Origin of the sequence: Pectobacterium sp. A5351 (assembly GCF_028335745.1) — a bacterium.
In the GTDB taxonomy this organism is placed as follows: Bacteria; Pseudomonadota; Gammaproteobacteria; order Enterobacterales; family Enterobacteriaceae; genus Pectobacterium.
In genome coordinates this window covers 1,248,937-1,268,802 of record NZ_CP116477.1, presented here as the reverse complement: position 1 = coordinate 1,268,802, position 19,866 = coordinate 1,248,937, and the positions used below count along the sequence as shown (strand labels likewise).

General features: G+C 55.4%; 12 protein-coding genes. 11 read left to right on the top strand and 1 reads right to left on the bottom strand.

Features of this window, described 5'->3' with window-relative positions; translation table 11 throughout:
- Positions 1-211 precede the first annotated feature (211 nt).
- From O1Q74_RS05980 to O1Q74_RS05955, 6 genes are all read left to right on the top strand, one after another.
- The gene (locus O1Q74_RS05980) at positions 212-1,444 is read left to right on the top strand and encodes an extracellular solute-binding protein (protein WP_271878778.1); all 1,233 of its coding nucleotides are present in this window, start codon (positions 212-214) and stop codon (positions 1,442-1,444) included.
- Between the two features lie 89 nt (positions 1,445-1,533).
- The gene (locus O1Q74_RS05975) at positions 1,534-2,850 is read left to right on the top strand and encodes a carbohydrate ABC transporter permease (RefSeq protein WP_271877041.1); all 1,317 of its coding nucleotides are present in this window, start codon (positions 1,534-1,536) and stop codon (positions 2,848-2,850) included.
- A gap of 12 nt (positions 2,851-2,862) precedes the next feature.
- Positions 2,863-3,711, top strand: a complete 849-nt coding sequence (locus O1Q74_RS05970; protein WP_181829074.1) for a sugar ABC transporter permease — start codon at positions 2,863-2,865, stop codon at positions 3,709-3,711.
- A gap of 34 nt (positions 3,712-3,745) precedes the next feature.
- The gene (locus O1Q74_RS05965; RefSeq protein ID WP_442953128.1) at positions 3,746-4,960 is read left to right on the top strand and encodes a glycoside hydrolase family 53 protein; all 1,215 of its coding nucleotides are present in this window, start codon (positions 3,746-3,748) and stop codon (positions 4,958-4,960) included.
- Positions 4,961-5,000: 40 nt separating this feature from the next.
- Complete coding sequence (locus O1Q74_RS05960) at positions 5,001-7,061, top strand: beta-galactosidase (RefSeq protein ID WP_271877035.1); 2,061 nt, start codon at positions 5,001-5,003, stop codon at positions 7,059-7,061.
- Between the two features lie 153 nt (positions 7,062-7,214).
- Positions 7,215-7,556: a glucose PTS transporter subunit EIIB gene (locus O1Q74_RS05955; protein WP_271877032.1), complete on the top strand. Its 342-nt coding sequence runs from the start codon at positions 7,215-7,217 to the stop codon at positions 7,554-7,556.
- Between the two features lie 396 nt (positions 7,557-7,952).
- Here the strand turns inward: O1Q74_RS05955 and O1Q74_RS05950 are convergent, their stop codons facing one another.
- On the bottom strand, positions 7,953-8,918 hold the full coding sequence (locus tag O1Q74_RS05950; protein ID WP_271877029.1) for an aldo/keto reductase: 966 nt from the start codon (positions 8,916-8,918) through the stop codon (positions 7,953-7,955).
- A gap of 264 nt (positions 8,919-9,182) precedes the next feature.
- On the opposite strand from O1Q74_RS05950, the gene O1Q74_RS05945 reads away from it, so the two are divergent.
- The 5 genes from O1Q74_RS05945 to O1Q74_RS05925 all read left to right on the top strand — a co-directional run bounded on the left by O1Q74_RS05945 (position 9,183) and on the right by O1Q74_RS05925 (position 19,863).
- Entirely contained in the window at positions 9,183-10,373 is a 1,191-nt protein-coding gene (locus O1Q74_RS05945) for a NupC/NupG family nucleoside CNT transporter (RefSeq protein ID WP_271878774.1), read from the top strand.
- A gap of 244 nt (positions 10,374-10,617) precedes the next feature.
- Positions 10,618-11,850: an MdtA/MuxA family multidrug efflux RND transporter periplasmic adaptor subunit gene (locus O1Q74_RS05940; protein WP_271877026.1), complete on the top strand. Its 1,233-nt coding sequence runs from the start codon at positions 10,618-10,620 to the stop codon at positions 11,848-11,850.
- On the top strand, positions 11,850-14,972 hold the full coding sequence (locus tag O1Q74_RS05935) for an MdtB/MuxB family multidrug efflux RND transporter permease subunit (RefSeq protein WP_271877024.1): 3,123 nt from the start codon (positions 11,850-11,852) through the stop codon (positions 14,970-14,972). Before O1Q74_RS05940 ends, O1Q74_RS05935 begins: the two co-directional genes overlap by 1 nt.
- Positions 14,969-18,049: a multidrug efflux RND transporter permease subunit MdtC gene (mdtC, locus tag O1Q74_RS05930; protein ID WP_271877021.1), complete on the top strand. Its 3,081-nt coding sequence runs from the start codon at positions 14,969-14,971 to the stop codon at positions 18,047-18,049. Before O1Q74_RS05935 ends, mdtC begins: the two co-directional genes overlap by 4 nt.
- A 413-nt stretch (positions 18,050-18,462) precedes the next feature.
- Complete coding sequence (locus O1Q74_RS05925; RefSeq protein WP_271877018.1) at positions 18,463-19,863, top strand: MFS transporter; 1,401 nt, start codon at positions 18,463-18,465, stop codon at positions 19,861-19,863.
- Positions 19,864-19,866 lie beyond the last annotated feature (3 nt).

The window sequence follows — 19,866 nt, the reverse complement described above, 5'->3', positions numbered from 1 at the left end:
ATTGTGGAAAACGCGCAATAAAGCGCCAACCGCTATACAGAGACGATAACCAGAAAACGCGTACCGTCAGATGCCTCTCTTCCTGTTTTGTACTGCGGTGCGGTGTAACGTTACACCAACACCGCACAGAGACCGCAAAAAGGGCAAAAGAGAACAGAGTACGCGACGATTTCCGACCATGATGGGCCCACCAGGGCTTTGAGGACTAATGATGAAAATGAAAACACTGACCACCGTCATTATGATTTCACTGGGTATCACTGGCGTACTCAGCAAATCAGCGCTGGCAGCCGATAAAACACTTCTGGTATGGGAAGATATCAAGAAATCCGACGGTATCGCCGATGCGATCAAAGCCTTTGAAAAACAGAACAATGTCAAAATCAACGTGCTGGAAACGCCTTACGCTCAGCAAATTGAGAAACTCCGCCTGGACGGCCCGGCGGGTATCGGCCCGGACGTGATTGTCATGCCGCACGATCAGGTGGGTACCGCCGTCGTCCAGGGGTTGATTAGCGAACTGAAACTGGATCAGACGTTCCTATCAAGCTTCACCAAACCTGCTCTGGAAGCCCAGACCTATAACGGGAAGCTGTACGGCGTGCCGAAAGCCGTTGAAACCACCGTGCTGGTGTACAACAAAGATCTGATGCCACAGCCGCCGGAAAAATTCGACGACCTGTTTACCTTCTCCAAACAGCAACGTGCAGAAGGCCGCTATGGCCTGCTGGCGAAATTTGATGAAATTTATTACGCCTATGGCGTCATCGCCGGAATGGGCGGCTACATTTTCGGACAGAACAGCAACGGTTCACCGAATGTAAAAGATATCGGTCTGGATAAGCCAGCCACCATCGATGCGGTGAACTACATCAAGAAATTCTATGCCGATGGCCTGTTCCCACCGGGCATCGTCGGTGAAACCGGCGCTAACGCCATCGATTCCCTGTTTACCGAGAAAAAGGCCGCGGCGGTGATTACCGGCCCGTGGGCGTTCCAGCCGTACAAGAACGCCGGCGTAAACTATGGCGTGGCACCACTGCCGCTGCTGCCAAACGGTGAGCATCCACGTTCGCTGCTGGGCGTGAAAGGCTACAGCATTTCTACCTACTCCAAAAACAAAGAGCTAGCGCAGAAATTCATTGAATTCATCAATCAGCCTGAATACGCCAAAGTTCGCTTCCAACTGACAGGTGAAATCCCACCGATCGCCGCGCTGATTGACGATCCGCTGATTAAGGACGACGAAAAATCCCGCGCTGTCGCGATCCAATCCGGCTATGCCGTCCCTATGCCAAGCGTACCGGAAATGCAGGAAGTCTGGACGCCCGCTAACAGCGCGCTACAGCTGAGCGTGACCGGCAAGCAGGACACCAAAGCGGCGCTGGAATCCGCCGTGAAAGTCATAAAAATGCAGATCGAAGCTAACCACAGTAACCAGTAATCCCCCTGCTCCACCGTGGGTCAACATGGGTTTCCTCCTTTATCCCCCAATAAATTTCGGGGTGTGGGGATACCCATGTTTTTAAGAAAATGGAGGTAGATGTGACCGTCAACGCCAGCGGCCTTGCGCCACAAGAGAGAGAACGTCGCCATGCCAGAACAGCGGTATTGTTGGCGATCATCCCCGGCCTTGGGCAGATTTATAACCGCCAGATCGTCAAAGGCGCGTTTTTCTTTATCGTCATGGTCTGCTTCATCAGCGTATTCCATGATTTCCTGCGAGACGGCGCGTGGGGGCTGATTACGCTGGGCACCGAGCTGCCGCGCGATCACTCTATTTTTCTGCTGGCAAAAGGCATTATCAGCCTGATCGTCGCCGCTTTTGGCATCGGTGTTTACTATTGCAGCCTGCGCGATGCCTATGTGTGTGGCACCCGACGCGATAAAGGCCTGCCGCTGAACAGCGTGAAGAAGCAATATCAGATGCTGCTGAGCGAAGGCTTCCCTTATCTGATGATCACGCCTGGCTTCATCCTGCTGGTATTTGTCGTGGTGTTCCCGATTATTTTCGGTTTCTCCATCGCCTTTACCAATTACGATCTCTACCACACGCCCCCTGCCAAGCTGGTCGACTGGGTCGGGATAAAGAACTTTATCAACATCTTCCGGCTCGACCTCTGGCGATCGACGTTCTTTGACGTGCTGCAATGGACGGTTATTTGGACGCTGATTGCGACCACGCTTCAGTGCGCCGTAGGCATCCTGCTGGCGATTCTGGTGAACCAGAAAGGCCTGCGTTTCAAACCGCTCATCCGCACCATCCTGATCCTGCCGTGGGCAGTACCGGGTTTCGTCACCATTCTGGTCTTCGCGGGGATGTTTAATGAAACGTTTGGCGTGATTAATAACGGCATTCTGGCCGCGCTGGGGATTGAACCCAAGGCGTGGATGACCGATCCGTTCTGGACCAAGACCGCACTGATTTTGATGCAAACGTGGTTAGGCTTTCCGTTTGTGTTCGCCATGACCACCGGTGTCTTACAGGCGATTCCTGACGACTTGTACGAAGCCGCGACGATTGACGGCGCCAGCAGTTGGTACAAGCTGACCACCATCACGCTTCCGCTGGTGCTCTACTCCATTGCGCCCATCATCATCACGCAGTACACGTTCAACTTTAATAATTTCAACATCATCTATCTGTTCAACAACGGTGGACCGGCGGTAATCGGTTCCAACGCGGGCGGAACGGATATTCTGGTGTCCTGGATTTATAAACTGACTATGTCTTCTTCCCAATATGCGATCGCAGCCAGCATTACCATTCTGCTGTCGATCTTTGTCGTGGGAATCGCGCTGTGGCAGTTCCGCGCCACCAATTCCTTTAAACAAGACAACATGGCCTAGGAAAGCGCGCAGATGAAAAAACACAGCGTTAAACGCCAGAATTTTATCAAACTCGGCCTGACCTACCTGCTGCTGACGATAGTGGCCATCATCATTATTTATCCGCTGATCTGGACGGTAGGCGCGTCGTTGAATCCCGGCAGCAGTCTGCTCAACACGTCAATCATCCCGGATAACTTCTCCTTTATTCACTATGAGGAGCTGTTTAACGGCCAGATTGACTACGCCGCCTGGTACTGGAACTCGATGAAAATCAGCTTCCTGACCATGATTCTGACGCTCGTCAGCGTCAGTTTCACCGCGTATTCCTTCTCCCGCTTCCGCTTTCGCGGTCGCCAGAACGGGTTGATGCTGTTTCTGCTGTTGCAGATGATCCCGCAGTTCTCCGCACTGATCGCCATCTTCGTGCTGGCGCAGATGTTAGGGCTGGTGAACAGCCATATTGCGTTGGTGCTGGTTTACGTCGGCGGCATGATTCCGATGAATACCTACCTGATGAAAGGCTATCTGGATGCCATTCCCAAAGATCTGGATGAGTCCGCACGGATGGACGGCGCAGGCAACTTCCGCATTTTTATCGAGATCATTATGCCGCTGTCCAAGCCGATCATCGCGGTAATTGCCCTGTTCTCATTTACCGGTCCGCTGGGCGACTTCATTCTCTCCAGCACCATTCTGCGTACGCCGGATCAATACACGCTCCCCATCGGGCTGTACAACCTGGTCGCACAGAAAATGGGGGCGAGCTACACCACCTACGCCGCGGGCGCCGTGCTGATCGCGGTGCCGGTCGCCATTCTTTATCTTTCCTTGCAAAAGTACTTTGTCTCCGGCCTGACGTCAGGCGGGACCAAAGGGTAATTATTCAACATCTGTACAACTCCAGGAACGTAAAATGAAAATGAAAAAACGCGTACTGATGGCTGCCATGCTCGCAACGGGCCTGCTGACCTTCTCCCTGCCGCAAGCCCTGTATGCTGCTGAGAATGTGACAATCAATAAGTTGACGAACGTCCCTGCCGACTTCATTAAGGGCGCGGATATTTCCATGCTGAGCGAGGTGGAAAAGCACGGCGGAAAATTTTATGACGAGCATGGCAAACAGAAAGACGCCATGCTGATTCTGAAAGAGAACGGCATTAACTATATTCGCCTGCGCATCTGGAACGATCCGAAAGATGCGGCAGGCAACGGTTACGGCGGCGGTAACAACGATCTGGCGACCACGCTGGCGCTGGCTAAACGCGCCAAAGCGAACGGCATGAAAGTGCTGCTGGATTTCCACTACAGCGATTTCTGGACCGACCCGGCTCACCAAAACAAGCCTAAAGCCTGGTCTGGCCTAGACATGGCAAAGCTCACCACGGCCGTACATGACTTCACTAAAGCCACGATTAGCGAATTCCAGAAAGCGGGCATCATGCCGGATATGGTGCAAATCGGTAACGAACTGAACGGCGGCATGCTGTGGCCGGAAGGAAAAAGCTGGGGCCAGGGTGGCGGCGAGTTCGATCGCCTCGCGGCGCTGCTGAACGCCGGTATTCAGGGTGTTAAGGACGTACAAGGTTCGAACAACGTCAAAATCATGCTGCATCTGGCAGAAGGCACCAAAAACGACACCTTTATCTGGTGGTTCGATGAAATCGTCAAACGTAATGTGCCGTTTGATGTCATCGGTGCCTCGTTCTACACCTACTGGAACGGCCCCATCAGCGCGTTGCAGTACAACATGAACGACGTCACCAAACGCTACAATAAAGACATCATCGTGGTGGAAGCCGCCTATGCTTACACGTTGGAAAACTGCGATAACGCGGAAAACAGCTTCCAGCAAAAAGAGTTGGATGCTGGCGGTTACCCCGCTTCCGTTCAGGGTCAGGCCAATTACCTGCACGATTTGATGCAAAGCGTCATCAACGTCCCCAATCAGCGCGGCAAAGGCATCTTCTATTGGGAGCCCATCTGGCTGCCTACTCCCGGCGCAACCTGGGCGACGAAAGCCGGTATGAAATACAACAACGACGAATGGAAAGAAGGCAACGCGCGAGAAAATCAGGCGCTGTTCGACTGCAAAGGCAACGTCCTGCCTTCCATCAAAGCGTTTAAGTAAGCCGTATTCAACACGTTGACAACCCGTTTAGGAGAGAACGATGTTCAAATTCCCCCCGCTAAGCAGCAAAGTCCCTGTTCTGCTGCACGGTGCTGACTATAACCCTGACCAATGGCTGGATAACCCAGAAGTGCTGGAAAAAGACATTGAAATGATGAAGCAGACCCAGTGCAACGTCATGTCCGTGGGGATTTTCAGTTGGTCCGGGCTTGAGCCGGAAGAAGGTCGCTACGAATTTGGCTGGCTGGACAGCCTCCTCGACACGCTGTATGCCAACGGCATCTTCGTTTTTCTGGCCACGCCCAGCGGAGCGCGCCCGGCCTGGCTGTCGCAGAAATACCCCGACGTGCTGCGAGTGGGTAGCAACCGCGTACGGGCGCTGCACGGCGGTCGCCACAATCACTGCCTGAGCTCGCCGAATTATCGCGAAAAAGTAAAACAGATGAACACCCAGTTGGCAAAACGCTACTCGCACCATCCTGCGGTGATCGGCTGGCATATTTCCAACGAATACAGCGGCGAGTGCCACTGCGATACCTGTCGCAGCACCTTCCAAAGCTGGCTGAAAGCCCGCTACGGTACGATTGACGCGCTGAATAAAGCATGGTGGAGCACCTTCTGGAGCCACACCTATACCGACTGGTCACAGCTAGAACCCCCGTCGCCTATCGGTGAGGTGTCGATTCACGGCCTGAATCTGGACTGGAAACGCTTTAACACCTCACAGGTCAGTGATTTCTGTGCCGCAGAAATTGCCCCGCTCAAAGCCGAAAATCCGTCTCTGCCAACCACGACGAACTTCATGGAATACTTCTATGATTACGACTACTGGCAATTAGCGAAGGTGATCGACTTCATCTCCTGGGACAGCTACCCACTGTGGCATAACGCGGAAGATGACTGCACGCTGGGCGCCTATACCGCGATGTATCACGACCTGATGCGTACGCTGAAAGGCGGAAAGCCTTTCTACCTGATGGAGTCCACGCCGAGCCTGACCAACTGGCAGCCGATCAGCAAGCTGAAAAAACCGGGTATGCATATCCTGTCTTCCCTTCAGGCCGTCGCGCACGGTTCAGACTCGGTGCAGTATTTCCAGTGGCGTAAGAGCCGCGGTTCCGTCGAGAAATTCCACGGCGCCGTGGTCGATCATGTCGGGCATATTGATACCCGCGTCGGACGTGAAGTGCAGGAGTTGGGTGACATACTCAACAAACTCGCTCCCGTGGCAGGGAGTCGGGTTGACGCCAAGGTCGCCATCATTTTCGACTGGGAAAGCCGCTGGGCGATGGATAACGCCCAAGGGCCACGCAACGCGGGGCTGTTCTATGAAAAAACCGTCACCGAGCATTATCGAACGTTTTGGGAACAGGGCGTCGCGGTGGACATCATCAATGCTGATGCCGATCTCAGCGGCTATCAGCTTGTAATTGCCCCCATGCTCTACATGGTTCGTGATGGCTTTGCCGAACGCGTCGATGCCTTCGTCAAACAAGGCGGCCGCTTCGTCACCACCTACTGGTCTGGCGTCGTTAACGAAACCGATCTGTGTCATCTGAACGGTTTCCCTGGGCCGCTTCGCCCGATCATGGGTATTTGGGCGGAAGAGATCGACGGACTGTACGATCATGAAAGCAACAGCATCAGCGGCCTGAGCGGTAACGAGCAGCGTCTGGTCGGCCCGTATCAGGTCACGCACCTGTGCGAACTGATTCACCTTGAGGGCGCGAGAGCGCTGGCGGCCTATGACAGCGATTTCTATGCCGGGCGTCCCGCCGTTACAGTCAATGATTACGGCGAGGGTAAGGCCTATTACATCGCCTCACGCAACGACCTCGCCTTCCAGCGGGATTTCTTCACCACGCTAATACAGGCGCTGGATTTGCCGCGTGCGCTGCCGACCGACCTGCCTTACGGGATTGTCGCTCATCGTCGCGATGACGGGGAAAGTGAATTTATCTTCGTACAGAACTACACGGCAACGCCGCAGCAGGTCACGCTGCCTGCCACCTACGAAGAAATGACCACCGGTAGTACGCTTTCAGGGTCTATCGACCTGTCAGGCTATGGCTGTCGGATCCTACGCCGCGCGTTGCAGTAAATACGCCTGCTTGCCGGTTAAGCATCACGGGACTGGGCGGTCACGGTGATAGGTGTACTTACGAAACCTCATCACCGTGTGTCGCCTAACAGTAATGTCAGGTGAACGGCATTATCCTATGCACGCTGATAAACAAACGAAGAGGTGACTACGATGGGCAAGATTCACAATTTTCGGAAATTGTTCGCGTCAATGTTGGGTAAGCAAATTACCGAGATTGAAATCGCTTCACCGCTAGATAAAGAGAATTTGCAGCAGTTGGTGAGCGCCTTTGGCGGCAAAGAAAATATCGTCAGTCTGGATGCCTGCATCACCCGCCTGCGGGTCGAGGTGCACAGCCTGCGGTTGGTCAACAGCGACAGCCTGCAAAAACTGGGCGCTATCGGTGTGATCATCGTCGGTCATCAGGTACAGGCTATTTTCGGTACGCAGTCAGATAACCTGCGCCGCGAACTAGCCGCCTGGTTTGAGGATGATGGCGCAGAAGTGCGGTAGTGGTTTTAAGCATGGTCTCTTAGTCACTTTTCATGTCACTATTGAGGCAGTTTCGTGCGCGATAAATATTGTGAATGTATGAGTACCTTGCCGTTATCCGGCGTAAAAAATTATGCTGAGGAGATAGCAGGCTTAGGATGAGCCGCATGGACGCGGCGAGAGCTTGCGCCACGTATGGAACGTGTCGCAAGCGGTCCGTTAAGCCAGATATCGACGAAGGCACCGCGTCAGCGGCATAATTCCCGCCAAAAGCCGGGGTTCATAGGGGGCTGGCGAGCCCCCTATGTCGGGCGCATGCTACGAGGTAGCATGAAAATGGCGGTATGATGGCGCACGAAACCATCTTCACGTCTGCATAAAAATGCAACGAAATACCGCTGCAAAGATAGCAATTTCCTAATAGCGACTCGCACGATCCAGCAGCTCAATATCTTTTGCCGGCAGCACCAGCCGCGTGGCACTCGCGAGTTCGGCTACCTGCTCCAGCGATGTCGCACTGGCGATCGGGGCGGTAATACTCTGACGTGCAATCAACCAGGCCAGCGCCACCTGCGACGGCGTCGTCTGGTGTGCATTCGCCACGCTATCCAATGCCTCCAAAATGGTGCGGCCGCGCTCGTTGAGGTATTTCTCCACCACGCCCTGTCCGCGTGCACTTTTCGTTGCATCCTTCGGCTGACGATACTTGCCTGACAAGAACCCGCTCGCCAGCGAATAATAGTTAATGACCCCGATCCCTTGTTCGCGCACCAGCGGTTCCAGCGCCGCTTCATAGCCCTGCCGATCGTACAAGTTGTATTCCGGTTGTAGCGTTTCATAACGCGCCAGATGGTTGGCTTTACTGATCTTCAGCGCCTCAACCAGACGCGTCGCGCTGTAGTTAGACGCGCCAATCGCGCGCACTTTCCCCTCTTTAATCAACGCATCAAACGTGGCCAGCGTTTCTTCCAGCGGCGTATCTTTGTCGTCCGTGTGTGCCTGATAGAGATCGATATAGTCCGTTTGCAAACGCTGTAATGAAGCCTCGACCGCCTGACGAATATAGCGAGGAGACAGCCCTTTCTTGTCGTCCCCCAAGTCCATCCCCACCTTGGTCGCGATAATGACCTTGTCACGCTGGCCACTTTTTTTCAGCCAGTTACCGATGATCGTTTCAGACTCACCGCCCTGATTACCGGGTGCCCAGCGCGAATAAACATCAGCGGTATCAATGAAATTCAGCCGATGTGCCAGCAGCGCATCCAGCAGGCTGAATGATGTCGGCTGGTCAACCGTCCAGCCAAAGACATTACCGCCGAACGAGAAAGGTGGAACCACGATCCCAGAACGTCCAAGCTCACGTGTGGTATTTGATACTGACATAATCACTCTCCTTTTGAATCATGCAGAAAACATCATAAAAAAAACCCGCCTACCTGACATCTACGGTAGGACAATGCCACTTTCTGTTTGGGATAAGAATAATGAATGACCAGAAAAGTGCGAATAACGAGACGTAGCATTTAGTTTAGATAAAATCCCAAGGTATAATTGTTTTTTTGCGTTCTTCCTCTCACTTTTAATACACGCGTTACATAAAATGACGTGGAAAATTTGGCCTGCCTCATATTTGGAGCACACATGTCCTTGTCCCATATCGCGCAATTTATTCTGGCGCTGGTTGTTGTTACGGCGCTGGCGCTGCTTGTCTGCCGCGATCGTAAAAGCATTCGTATTCGTTTTATTATTCAGCTACTTGTCATCGAAATTTTGCTCGCTTACTTCTTCCTGTACTCAAACGTTGGGTTAGGGGTCGTCAAAGGGTTCGCAGCGGTATTCGACAAATTACTCGGATTTGCAGGCCAGGGGACGGACTTCGTATTCGGTGACATGGTAAATAGCGAGAAGAACCTGATTTCTTTCTTCTTTAAAGTGCTCTGCCCTATCGTCTTCATTTCCGCGCTGATCGGTATCCTGCAACACATTAGGGTGTTGCCGATCGTCATCCGCGCCATTGGTACGCTCCTGTCCAAAGTGAACGGCATGGGCAAACTGGAATCCTTTAACGCGGTCAGTTCACTGATTCTCGGCCAGTCCGAAAACTTCATTGCCTATAAAGATATTCTGGGCAAGATGTCTGAAAAGCGCATGTACACCATGTCTGCTACTGCCATGTCGACCGTGTCGATGTCTATCGTCGGGGCGTACATGTCGATGCTGGATGCCAAGTTCGTCGTTGCTGCGCTGATTCTGAACATGTTCAGTACCTTCATCGTGCTGTCGCTGATTAACCCCTACAAAGTCGGTGAAGAACCGGAGTTGCAGTTGGGTAATCTGCATGAAAATCAGAGCTTCTTTGAAATGCTGGGCGAATACATTCTGGCGGGCTTTAAAGTCGCCGTTATCGTTGCAGCCATGCTGATCGGTTTCATTGCACTGATTGCCGCGGTCAACGCCATTTTCAGCGCCATTTTTGGTATCAGCTTCCAGGAAGTGCTCGGCTACGCGTTCTACCCGTTTGCCTGGATCATGGGTATTCCGTCTCACGAAGCCCTGCAAGTTGGTAGCATCATGGCAACCAAACTGGTTTCTAACGAATTTGTGGCAATGCTGGAACTGCAAAAAGTCGCAGGCGAACTGTCTCCACGCAGCGTGGGCATTCTGTCTGTATTCCTGGTGTCCTTCGCTAACTTCTCGTCCATCGGGATTATCGCTGGCGCGATTAAAGGCCTGAACGAGCAACAGGGCAACGTGGTTTCCCGTTTCGGTCTGAAACTGGTTTACGGTTCTACGCTGGTGAGCATCCTTTCCGCCGCTATCGCGGGTCTGGTACTGTAACCTTCCATTGTGTTATAGAATTTTTATCCCTATCCGGCAGCCTTGTGCTGCCGGATTCTTTTCCTACAAACCCTGACATATCTTCCATATTTCCTTCATTTTTGTCCGGCATCCCTTGTTTAAACTAGTAAAATGCGGCCATTGGTCCAATAACGCGCTGGGTATGACAGCCAACGCACATGCAGCGTGAAGTATGCGGCTACGCCGTGCTTCCCGCGCAACCTGGAGAGAGTAATCCATTACTATGAATGCCAAACGTATCCGAGGCCTGCTGATACTTGCCGCCGTTATCGCTATTGCCGTGCTGATCTGGCACCACTTTACCCAGACGCCCCCTGCCGCCCCCGGCACGAGTGAACAGCACGCCGCCCGTACGTCACATTCGGGAAGCGGCAATGGCGGTGGACGCCGGGCGGCTATGCGCACGCTGGCTCCCGTGCAAGCGGCAGTAACGCAATCCGCATCCGTGCCCTACTATCTGTCCGGTTTAGGCACCGTCACCGCAGCCAATACCGTCACGTTGCGCAGCCGGGTGAACGGAGCACTGATGGCGCTGCACTTTCAGGAAGGGCAACAGGTTAAGGCTGGCGACCTGCTGGCGGAAATTGACCCGCGTCCTTTTCAGGTTGAACTGACGCAAGCACAAGGGCAGTTGGCAAAAGATCGGGCCGTGCTGGCTAATGCTCAACAGGATTTAGCGCGCTACCAACAACTGGTGAAAACCAATCTGATCTCCCGTCAGGAGCTGGATGCGCAAACTGCCGCCGTTCGTCAGGCGGAAGGCACGCTAAAAGCCGATGAAGGCGCCGTCGCCAGCGCACAGCTCCAGTTGGATTACAGCAAGATCACCGCGCCGATCAGCGGTCGGATCGGCTTAAAGCAGGTCGATGTCGGGAATTACATCACCAGCGGCGACACCAATGGCCTTGTCGTGATTACGCAGACCTACCCGATTGATGTCGTCTTTACCGTACCGGAAGCGGAAATCGCCACCATTCTGAGCGCGCAGAAATCAGGCCAGCCGCCTGTAGTGGAAGCCTGGGATCGTGCCAATCAAAAGAAACTCTCACAGGGCACGCTGTTGAGCATGGACAACCAGATCGACACCACCACAGGCACGATCAAACTCAAGGCGCGTTTTGATAATCTGGACGATGCCCTGTTCCCGAACCAGTTCGTGAATATCCGCATGAAGGTCGATACGCTGAAAAACGCGGTCGTCGCCCCTTCCGCTGCCGTGCAAATGGGGAATGAAGGCCGTTTCGTCTGGATTCTGAATGATAAAAACGAAGTCAGTAAACGTCAGGTTACCACCAGTATTCAGTACGGCCAGTTGGTTGTGGTGACGGCCGGATTAGACGCCGATGTGAAAGTCGTCACTGACGGTATCGACCGCCTGACCGAAGGGGCGAAAGTGGAAGTCGTGCCCTCAGCGCTGACGGAGAAAACGCCCGCCATCACTGGGGAGAAATCCTGATGCAGGATACCGTTCCAGCCAGCGGCGGTGGCCCGTCGCGCCTGTTTATTCTGCGTCCGGTCGCCACGACGCTGCTGATGATCGCCATTCTGCTGGCCGGAATCATCGGCTATCGGGCGCTGCCGGTATCCGCGTTGCCCGAAGTCGATTATCCGACGATTCAGGTTATTACCCTGTATCCCGGTGCCAGCCCCGATGTGGTGACCTCCGCAATTACCGCGCCGCTGGAGCGGCAGTTCGGCCAGATGTCCGGGCTGAAACAGATGTCGACGCAGAGCGCAGGCGGCGCATCCGTCATTACGCTTCAATTCCAGCTTGAGCTATCGCTGGACGTCGCCGAACAGGATGTGCAGGCCGCCATCAATGCGGCCAGCAACCTGCTGCCTAACGATCTGCCCTACCCGCCAACCTACAGCAAGGTGAATCCGGCGGATCCGCCGATTATGACGCTGGCCGTCACCTCCAGCGCCATGTCGATGACGCAGGTGCAGGACATGGTGGACAACCGCATCGCGCAGAAAATCTCTCAGGTGGCGGGCGTCGGTCTGGTGTCATTAGCCGGTGGGCAGCGTCCGGCCGTGCGGGTCAGGCTGAACGCGCCAGCGCTGGCGGCATACGGCTTGACCAGCGAAACAATCCGCACCGCGATTACCGCCGCCAACGTGAATTCTGCCAAGGGGAGTCTGGACGGTCCGACGCGCTCGGTCACGCTCTCCGCCAACGATCAAATGAAATCCGTTGATGATTACCGCAGGCTGATTGTCGCGTGGAAGAATGGCGCACCGATACGGCTTCAGGATGTCGCGACGATTGAACAGGCCGCCGAGAATATTCATCTCGGTGCCTGGGCGAATCGGCAGCAGGCGATCATTATCAACGTTCAGCGCCAGCCGGGTGCCAACGTCATCACGACCACGGACAGCATTAGCAAGATGCTGCCCGCGTTAAAAGCGAGCCTGCCAAACGCTGTCGAAGTCACCACGCTGACTGACCGCACCACCAGCATTCGCGCCTCGGTGAAAGACGTCCAGTTCGAACTGCTGCTGGCTATCGCGCTGGTCGTGATGGTGATTTACCTGTTCTTGCGTAACGCCGTCGCCACGCTGATCCCCAGCATTGCCGTGCCGCTGTCGCTGATTGGCACCTTTGCCGCGATGTACTTTCTCGGTTTCTCCATCAATAACCTGACGCTCATGGCGCTGACCATCGCCACCGGTTTCGTGGTGGACGATGCCATCGTGGTGATTGAAAACATCGCCCGCTATATCGAAAAAGGGGAAAAACCGCTTAACGCGGCGCTGAAGGGCGCAGGAGAAATTGGCTTCACCATTATCTCCCTGACCTTCTCACTCATCGCCGTGCTGATCCCGCTGCTGTTTATGGGCGATATCGTCGGACGCCTGTTCCGCGAATTCGCCGTCACGCTGGCGGTGTCTATCCTGATTTCCGCCGTCGTTTCGCTCACGCTGACACCCATGATGTGCGCCCGAATGCTGAGCCATCAGTCGCTGCGTAAACAGAACCGCTTTACCCGCGCCAGCGAACGTTTCTTCACTCGCCTGATTGATGCCTACGGCGTCTGGCTGCGCAAGGTGCTGAATCATCCGTGGCTGACGCTCAGCGTCGCACTTGGTACGCTGCTGCTGACAGTTTTGCTCTATATCTGGATCCCGAAAGGCTTCTTCCCAATACAGGATAACGGCATCATTCAGGGCACCGTGCAGGCTCCGCAGACGGTCTCGTTCAGCAATATGGCCGACCGCCAGCAGCGCGTTGCATCCATCATCATGAAAGATCCGACGGTGGAGAGCGTGTCCTCGTTCATCGGCGTTGACGGCACCAATGCCGCGCTGAACAGCGGCCGACTGCAAATAAACCTGAAACCGCTCAGTGAACGCAGCGAACGTATTCCAGAGATCATCAGTCGCCTGCAACAGCAAACCGCCCAGATCCCTGGCATCCAACTGTATCTGCAACCGGTGCAGGATCTCACCATCGACACCCAGATCAGCCGCACGCAATACCAGTTTACGTTGCAGGCGATGTCGCTGGACGAACTGAGCGAGTGGGTGCCCAAGCTGATGATTGAGTTGAAAAAGCTGCCGCAGCTAGAGGATGTCAGCAGCGACTGGCAAGACGGCGCAGCGGTCGCCTACGTCAACGTGAACCGCGACAGCGCCAGCCGTTTGGGTATTACAATGTCACAGGTCGATAGCGCGCTGTACAACGCCTTTGGTCAGCGACTGGTTTCCACCATCTATACGCAAGCTAGCCAGTACCGCGTGGTGCTGGAACACGATACGACCAACAACACCGGTCTGGACGCGCTGAACGACGTGCGCCTCATCAGCAGCGACGGCGGAACCATTCCGCTCAGCAGTATTGCCACCATTGAAGAGCGTCAGGGGCCGTTGGCGATCAACCATATTGACCAGTTCCCGTCGACGACGATCTCCTTCAACGTCGCTAAAGGCTATGCGCTGGGCGAAGCCGTTGATGCCATCACGCAGGCCGAGCAGCAGATGAACCTGCCTGCGGATATCACCACGCGTTTTCAGGGCAGTACGCTGGCGTTCCAGTCAGCGCTGAGCAGCACCGTATGGCTCATCGTCGCGGCGATTGTCGCGATGTACATCGTGCTCGGCGTGCTGTACGAGAGCGTTATTCACCCTATCACCATCTTGTCCACGCTGCCCACGGCGGGCGTCGGTGCGCTGCTGGCGCTGATGATGGCGGGGAATGAGCTGGATGTGATCGCCATTATCGGAATCATTTTGCTCATCGGGATCGTGAAGAAGAACGCCATCATGATGATCGACTTCGCGCTGGCGGCGGAGCGAGAACAGGGCATGAAACCATATGACGCGATTTATCAGGCCTGTCTGCTGCGTTTCCGGCCGATTTTGATGACCACTATGGCGGCGCTGCTGAGTGCGCTGCCGCTGATGCTGAGTACCGGCGTCGGCGCAGAACTGCGCCAGCCGCTGGGGATCTGTATGGTCGGTGGCCTAATCATGAGCCAAATTCTGACGCTGTTTACCACACCGGTGATTTATTTGCTGTTTGACCGTCTGGCGACGCGTTTCCGCCGTTTAGCGCGTCAGGAGGAAGAAACCGAGTGAAGTTCTTCGCCCTGTTCATTCACCGGCCCGTCGCCACCCTGCTGCTGACGCTGGCCATCGCGCTCTGTGGCGTACTGGGTTTCCGCCTGTTGCCAGTGTCACCGCTGCCGCAGGTGGATTTCCCGGTGATTTCGGTCAGCGCTTCGCTGCCCGGTGCCTCGCCGGAAACGATGGCCTCCGCCGTCGCGACGCCGCTGGAACGGGCGCTCGGCAGGATCGCAGGCGTCAGCGAAATGACCTCCACCAGTTCGCTCGGCAGCACGCGCGTTATTCTGGTGTTTAACCTCGACAGGGATATCAATGGCGCAGCGCGTGATGTGCAGGCGGCCATCAATGCGGCACAGAACCTGCTGCCGTCCGGTATGTCCAGCCGCCCGACCTACCGCAAAGTCAATCCGTCCGACGCCCCCGTCATGATTCTGACGCTGACCTCGGACACCTACAGTCAGGGACAGCTGTACGACTTTGCCTCTACCCAGCTGTCGCAAAAAATTTCGCAGATGGAAGGCGTTGGCGATGTCTCCATCGGCGGGAGTTCACTGCCCGCCGTGCGCGTCGCGCTGAATCCAGTTGCGCTGTTTAATCAGGGAATTTCCCTCGATGAGGTGCGGCAGGCCATCGCGCAGGCGAACGTGCGCCAGCCGCTGGGGAATGTGGAAAACAGCCAGAAAAGCTGGCAGATACAAACCAACGATGAACTCAAAACTGCCGATGCCTACGCGCCGCTGATTATCCACTACAACAACGGGGCCGCCGTCCGCCTGAGCGACGTCGCCACGGTAGAAGATTCGGTGCAGAACTCCCGTAACGCAGGGATGGCGAACTCGAAGCCTGCGATTCTGGTGATGATTCGCCGCGCGCCGGATGCCAACATTATTACCACGGTAGACAATATCCGCGCCGCCATGCCGGAACTGCGCGCCAGCCTGCCTGCCGAAATACAGTTGGATGTCGCACAGGATCGTTCTCCCACCATTCGCGCGTCACTGGCAGAAGTGGAACAATCACTGGTGGTCGCCGTCGCGCTGGTTATTTTGGTCGTCTTCCTGTTCCTACGTTCCGGCCGGGCAACCGCCATTCCGGCACTGGCCGTACCGGCATCGCTTATCGGCACCTTCGCAGCGATGTACCTGTGCGGCTTTAGCCTAAACAACCTGTCGCTGATGGCGCTGACCATTGCCACCGGTTTCGTGGTGGATGACGCCATCGTGGTGCTGGAGAATATTTCCCGCCACATCGAAGCTGGCATGAAGCCGCTACCGGCGTCGCTTCAGGGCGTGCGTGAAGTGGGGTTCACCGTCTTATCCATGAGCCTGTCGCTGGTGGCGGTGTTCATCCCCCTGCTGCTGATGGATGGCTTGCCGGGGCGGTTATTCCGCGAATTCGCCGTCACGCTGTCGGTGGCAATCATGATTTCGCTGCTGATCTCGCTGACGCTGACGCCGATGCTGTGCGCCCGCCTGCTACGTGCCGTTCCCAAGCGTAGCCAGCCACGCACCCGTGGTTTTAACCGCGTGCTGTTGGCGATGCAACAAGGCTACGGGCGCTCGCTGAAGTGGGTGCTCAACCATGCACGCTGGGTGTTGCTGCTCCTGCTGGGCACGATCGCGCTCAACGTCTGGCTGTATATCAGCATTCCCAAGACCTTCTTCCCAGAGCAGGACACGGGCAGGCTGATGGGCTTTATTCAGGCAGATCAGAGTATTTCTTTTCAGGCCATGACGGTAAAACTCCAGAACTTCATGACCATTGTCAGCAGCGACCCGGCGGTGGATAACGTGAACGGGTTTACTGGCGGATCGCGCACCAACAGCGGCTCAATGTTTATCTCGCTTAAGCCGCTGTCCGAGCGAGATGTATCGGCACAGCAGGTGATCAGCCGCCTGCGCATCAAGCTGGCAAAAGAACCCGGCGCTAACCTGTTTCTCATGCCGGTGCAGGATATTCGCATCGGCGGTCGGGAAGCGAATGCCGGGTATCAGTACACGCTGCTGTCTGACGATTTGAGCGAGCTGCGCATCTGGGAACCCAAGATTCGCACCGCTTTCAGCAAACTGCCTGAATTGGCCGACGTGAACTCCGATCAGCAAGATAAAGGCGCGGAAATGGCGCTCACCTACGATCGCGATGCGATGGCGCAGCTCGGCATCAGCGTTTCTGCCGCTAACGCACTGCTCAATAACGCCTTCGGACAGCGCCAGATTTCAACCATTTACCAGCCATTAAACCAATATAAGGTGGTGATGGAAGTGGACGATGCCTACACGCAGGACGTCAATTCACTGAACAAGATGTTCGTGATCAATAACGAAGGTAAGCCTATCCCGCTCTCTTATTTCGCCAGTTGGAAGCCGATCAACGCGCCACTATCGGTGAACCATCAGGGGTTGTCTGCCGCCTCGACCATCTCTTTCAACCTGCCGGAAGGCACCGATCTGTCCAGCGCCACGGCGGCGATAGAAAGAACCATGACGTCGCTGGGCGTGCCACCCGCAGTACGCGGAAAGTTCTCCGGTACGGCGCAGGCGTTCCAGCAATCACAGTCTTCCCAACTGTTGCTGATTCTGGCGGCGATTATCACCGTGTATATCGTGCTGGGTATGCTGTATGAGAGCTATGTGCATCCGCTGACGATTCTGTCTACCCTGCCCTCGGCGGGCGTGGGGGCGTTGCTGGCGCTGGAGTGGTTTGGCGCACCGTTTAGTCTGGTCGCGCTGATTGGCATCATGTTGCTGATTGGGATCGTGAAGAAGAATGCGATCATGATGGTGGATTTTGCGCTGGTGGCGCAGCGCAGCGGCGGGTTGAGCGCACAGGACGCCATTTTTCAGGCCTGCCTGCTGCGTTTCCGCCCGATTATGATGACCACGCTGGCCGCGCTGTTTGGTGCACTACCGCTGGTGCTGACCAGCGGTGATGGTGCCGAGCTGCGCCAGCCACTCGGCATCACGATTGTCGGCGGGCTGGTGATGAGCCAAATCCTCACGCTGTACACCACCCCGGTGGTGTATCTGTTTTTCGACAAGCTGAGGCATATTCGTCGCAAAGCCCCGGAGAAGGATTTGTCACTATCATGACTGAATATGAGCAACGGTAAAGATCTAATAACATGCTATTTCTGGGGAGGTTTCGTGCGCTTAACTCGCAACGTACTCCCACCTTGGCGTAAATTATGCTGAGGGAAAAGCATACTCTCGGATAAGCGGCATGGATGCCGCGCAAGCCGATGCCGCGTAGGGAACGCGTCAGCGGCGGTCCGCAAAGAGGATGCTTTTCCCGAAGGCACCGCATAGCGGCATAATTTCCCGCCAAAAGCCAGGGTTCCAAGGGCGACGGCAATTGAGCCGCCCTTGGTCGGGCGCGTTCGGAACGCTACTAGAAAAACGGTGATACTTGAGCGCACGAAACCTCGCCGAGATAAAAATATTCACAATGTGAGGACACCACCGACGATGCCGAATATATCCAACTATCCAGAGGGTCATGGAAGATGACCCAACCAGCCTCCGTCCGCTGGCAGCTCTGGATTGTTGCCTTTGGCTTTTTTATGCAAACGCTGGATACCACCATCGTGAATACCGCGCTGCCTTCAATGGCCGCGAGTCTAAATGAAAGCCCGCTGCATATGCATTCGGTGATTGTTTCCTATGTGCTGACCGTTGCGGTGATGCTGCCTGCCAGCGGCTGGCTGGCCGATCGTATCGGCGTGAAGAACATCTTTTTCACCGCGATTTTGCTGTTTACGCTCGGCTCACTGCTGTGCGCCCGTTCGGAAACGCTGAATGAGCTGCTGGCCTCACGCGTCATTCAGGGCGTCGGCGGTGCGATGATGGTGCCGGTAGGCCGCCTGACGGTGATAAAGATCGTCCCGCGCGATCAGTATATGGCGGCGATGACATTCGTGACGCTACCCGGCCAGATTGGCCCGTTAATGGGGCCCGCGCTCGGCGGCTTTCTGGTGGAATATGCCAGTTGGCACTGGATCTTCCTCATCAACCTGCCCGTTGGTATTATCGGCGCGCTGGCAACCTGGTTCCTGATGCCCAATTACACTATGCGGACGCAGCGTTTTGACATCAGCGGCTTCCTCTGGCTTGCAGTTGGCATGGCCACCTTAACGCTGGCGCTGGACGGCAACCGCAGCCTGGGCATCCCACCGATTGCCATTTTCGCGTTAATCGCCGTCGGGCTGATCGCGCTATTAAGCTACTGGCTGCACGCGCGCCACAACAAACGGGCGCTGTTTAACCTGCATCTGTTCGACACATCCACCTTTTCTATCGGCCTGACAGGTGGGCTCTTGGCGCGCATCGGCAGCGGCATGTTGCCGTTTATGACGCCGCTGTTTTTACAGTTGGGAATGGGGTTTTCTCCGTTCCACGCCGGGCTGATGATGGTGCCGATGGTACTAGGCAGCATGGGAATGAAGCGGATCGTGGTGCAGGTCGTCAACCGACTTGGCTACCGCCGCGTGCTGATTGTCTCCACGCTGCTGCTGGCGCTGGTCACGGCGCTGTTCGCACTGGTCGCGCTGATGCAATGGATCTGGATGATCCCAATTGTCTTGTTCTTCCTTGGGATGGTGAACGCCGTTCGTTTTTCCACCATGAACACACTGACGCTGAAAGATCTGCCGGATACGCTCGCCAGCGGCGGCAATAGCCTGCTGTCGATGACGATGCAGTTATCCACCAGCCTCGGCGTCAGCATCGCAGGCATTCTGCTGGGCATGTTTTCCCAACCGCATATGGCGGCGGGGAGCGGGGAAACCCATATGGTGTTTATTTACACCTATCTCAGCATGATCGTGATCATCGCCCTGCCCGTGTTGATTTTTAATCGCGTGCCAATGGACAGCGTCAAGCAGTCAACGCTGCCGCGCAAATCGTGAGGT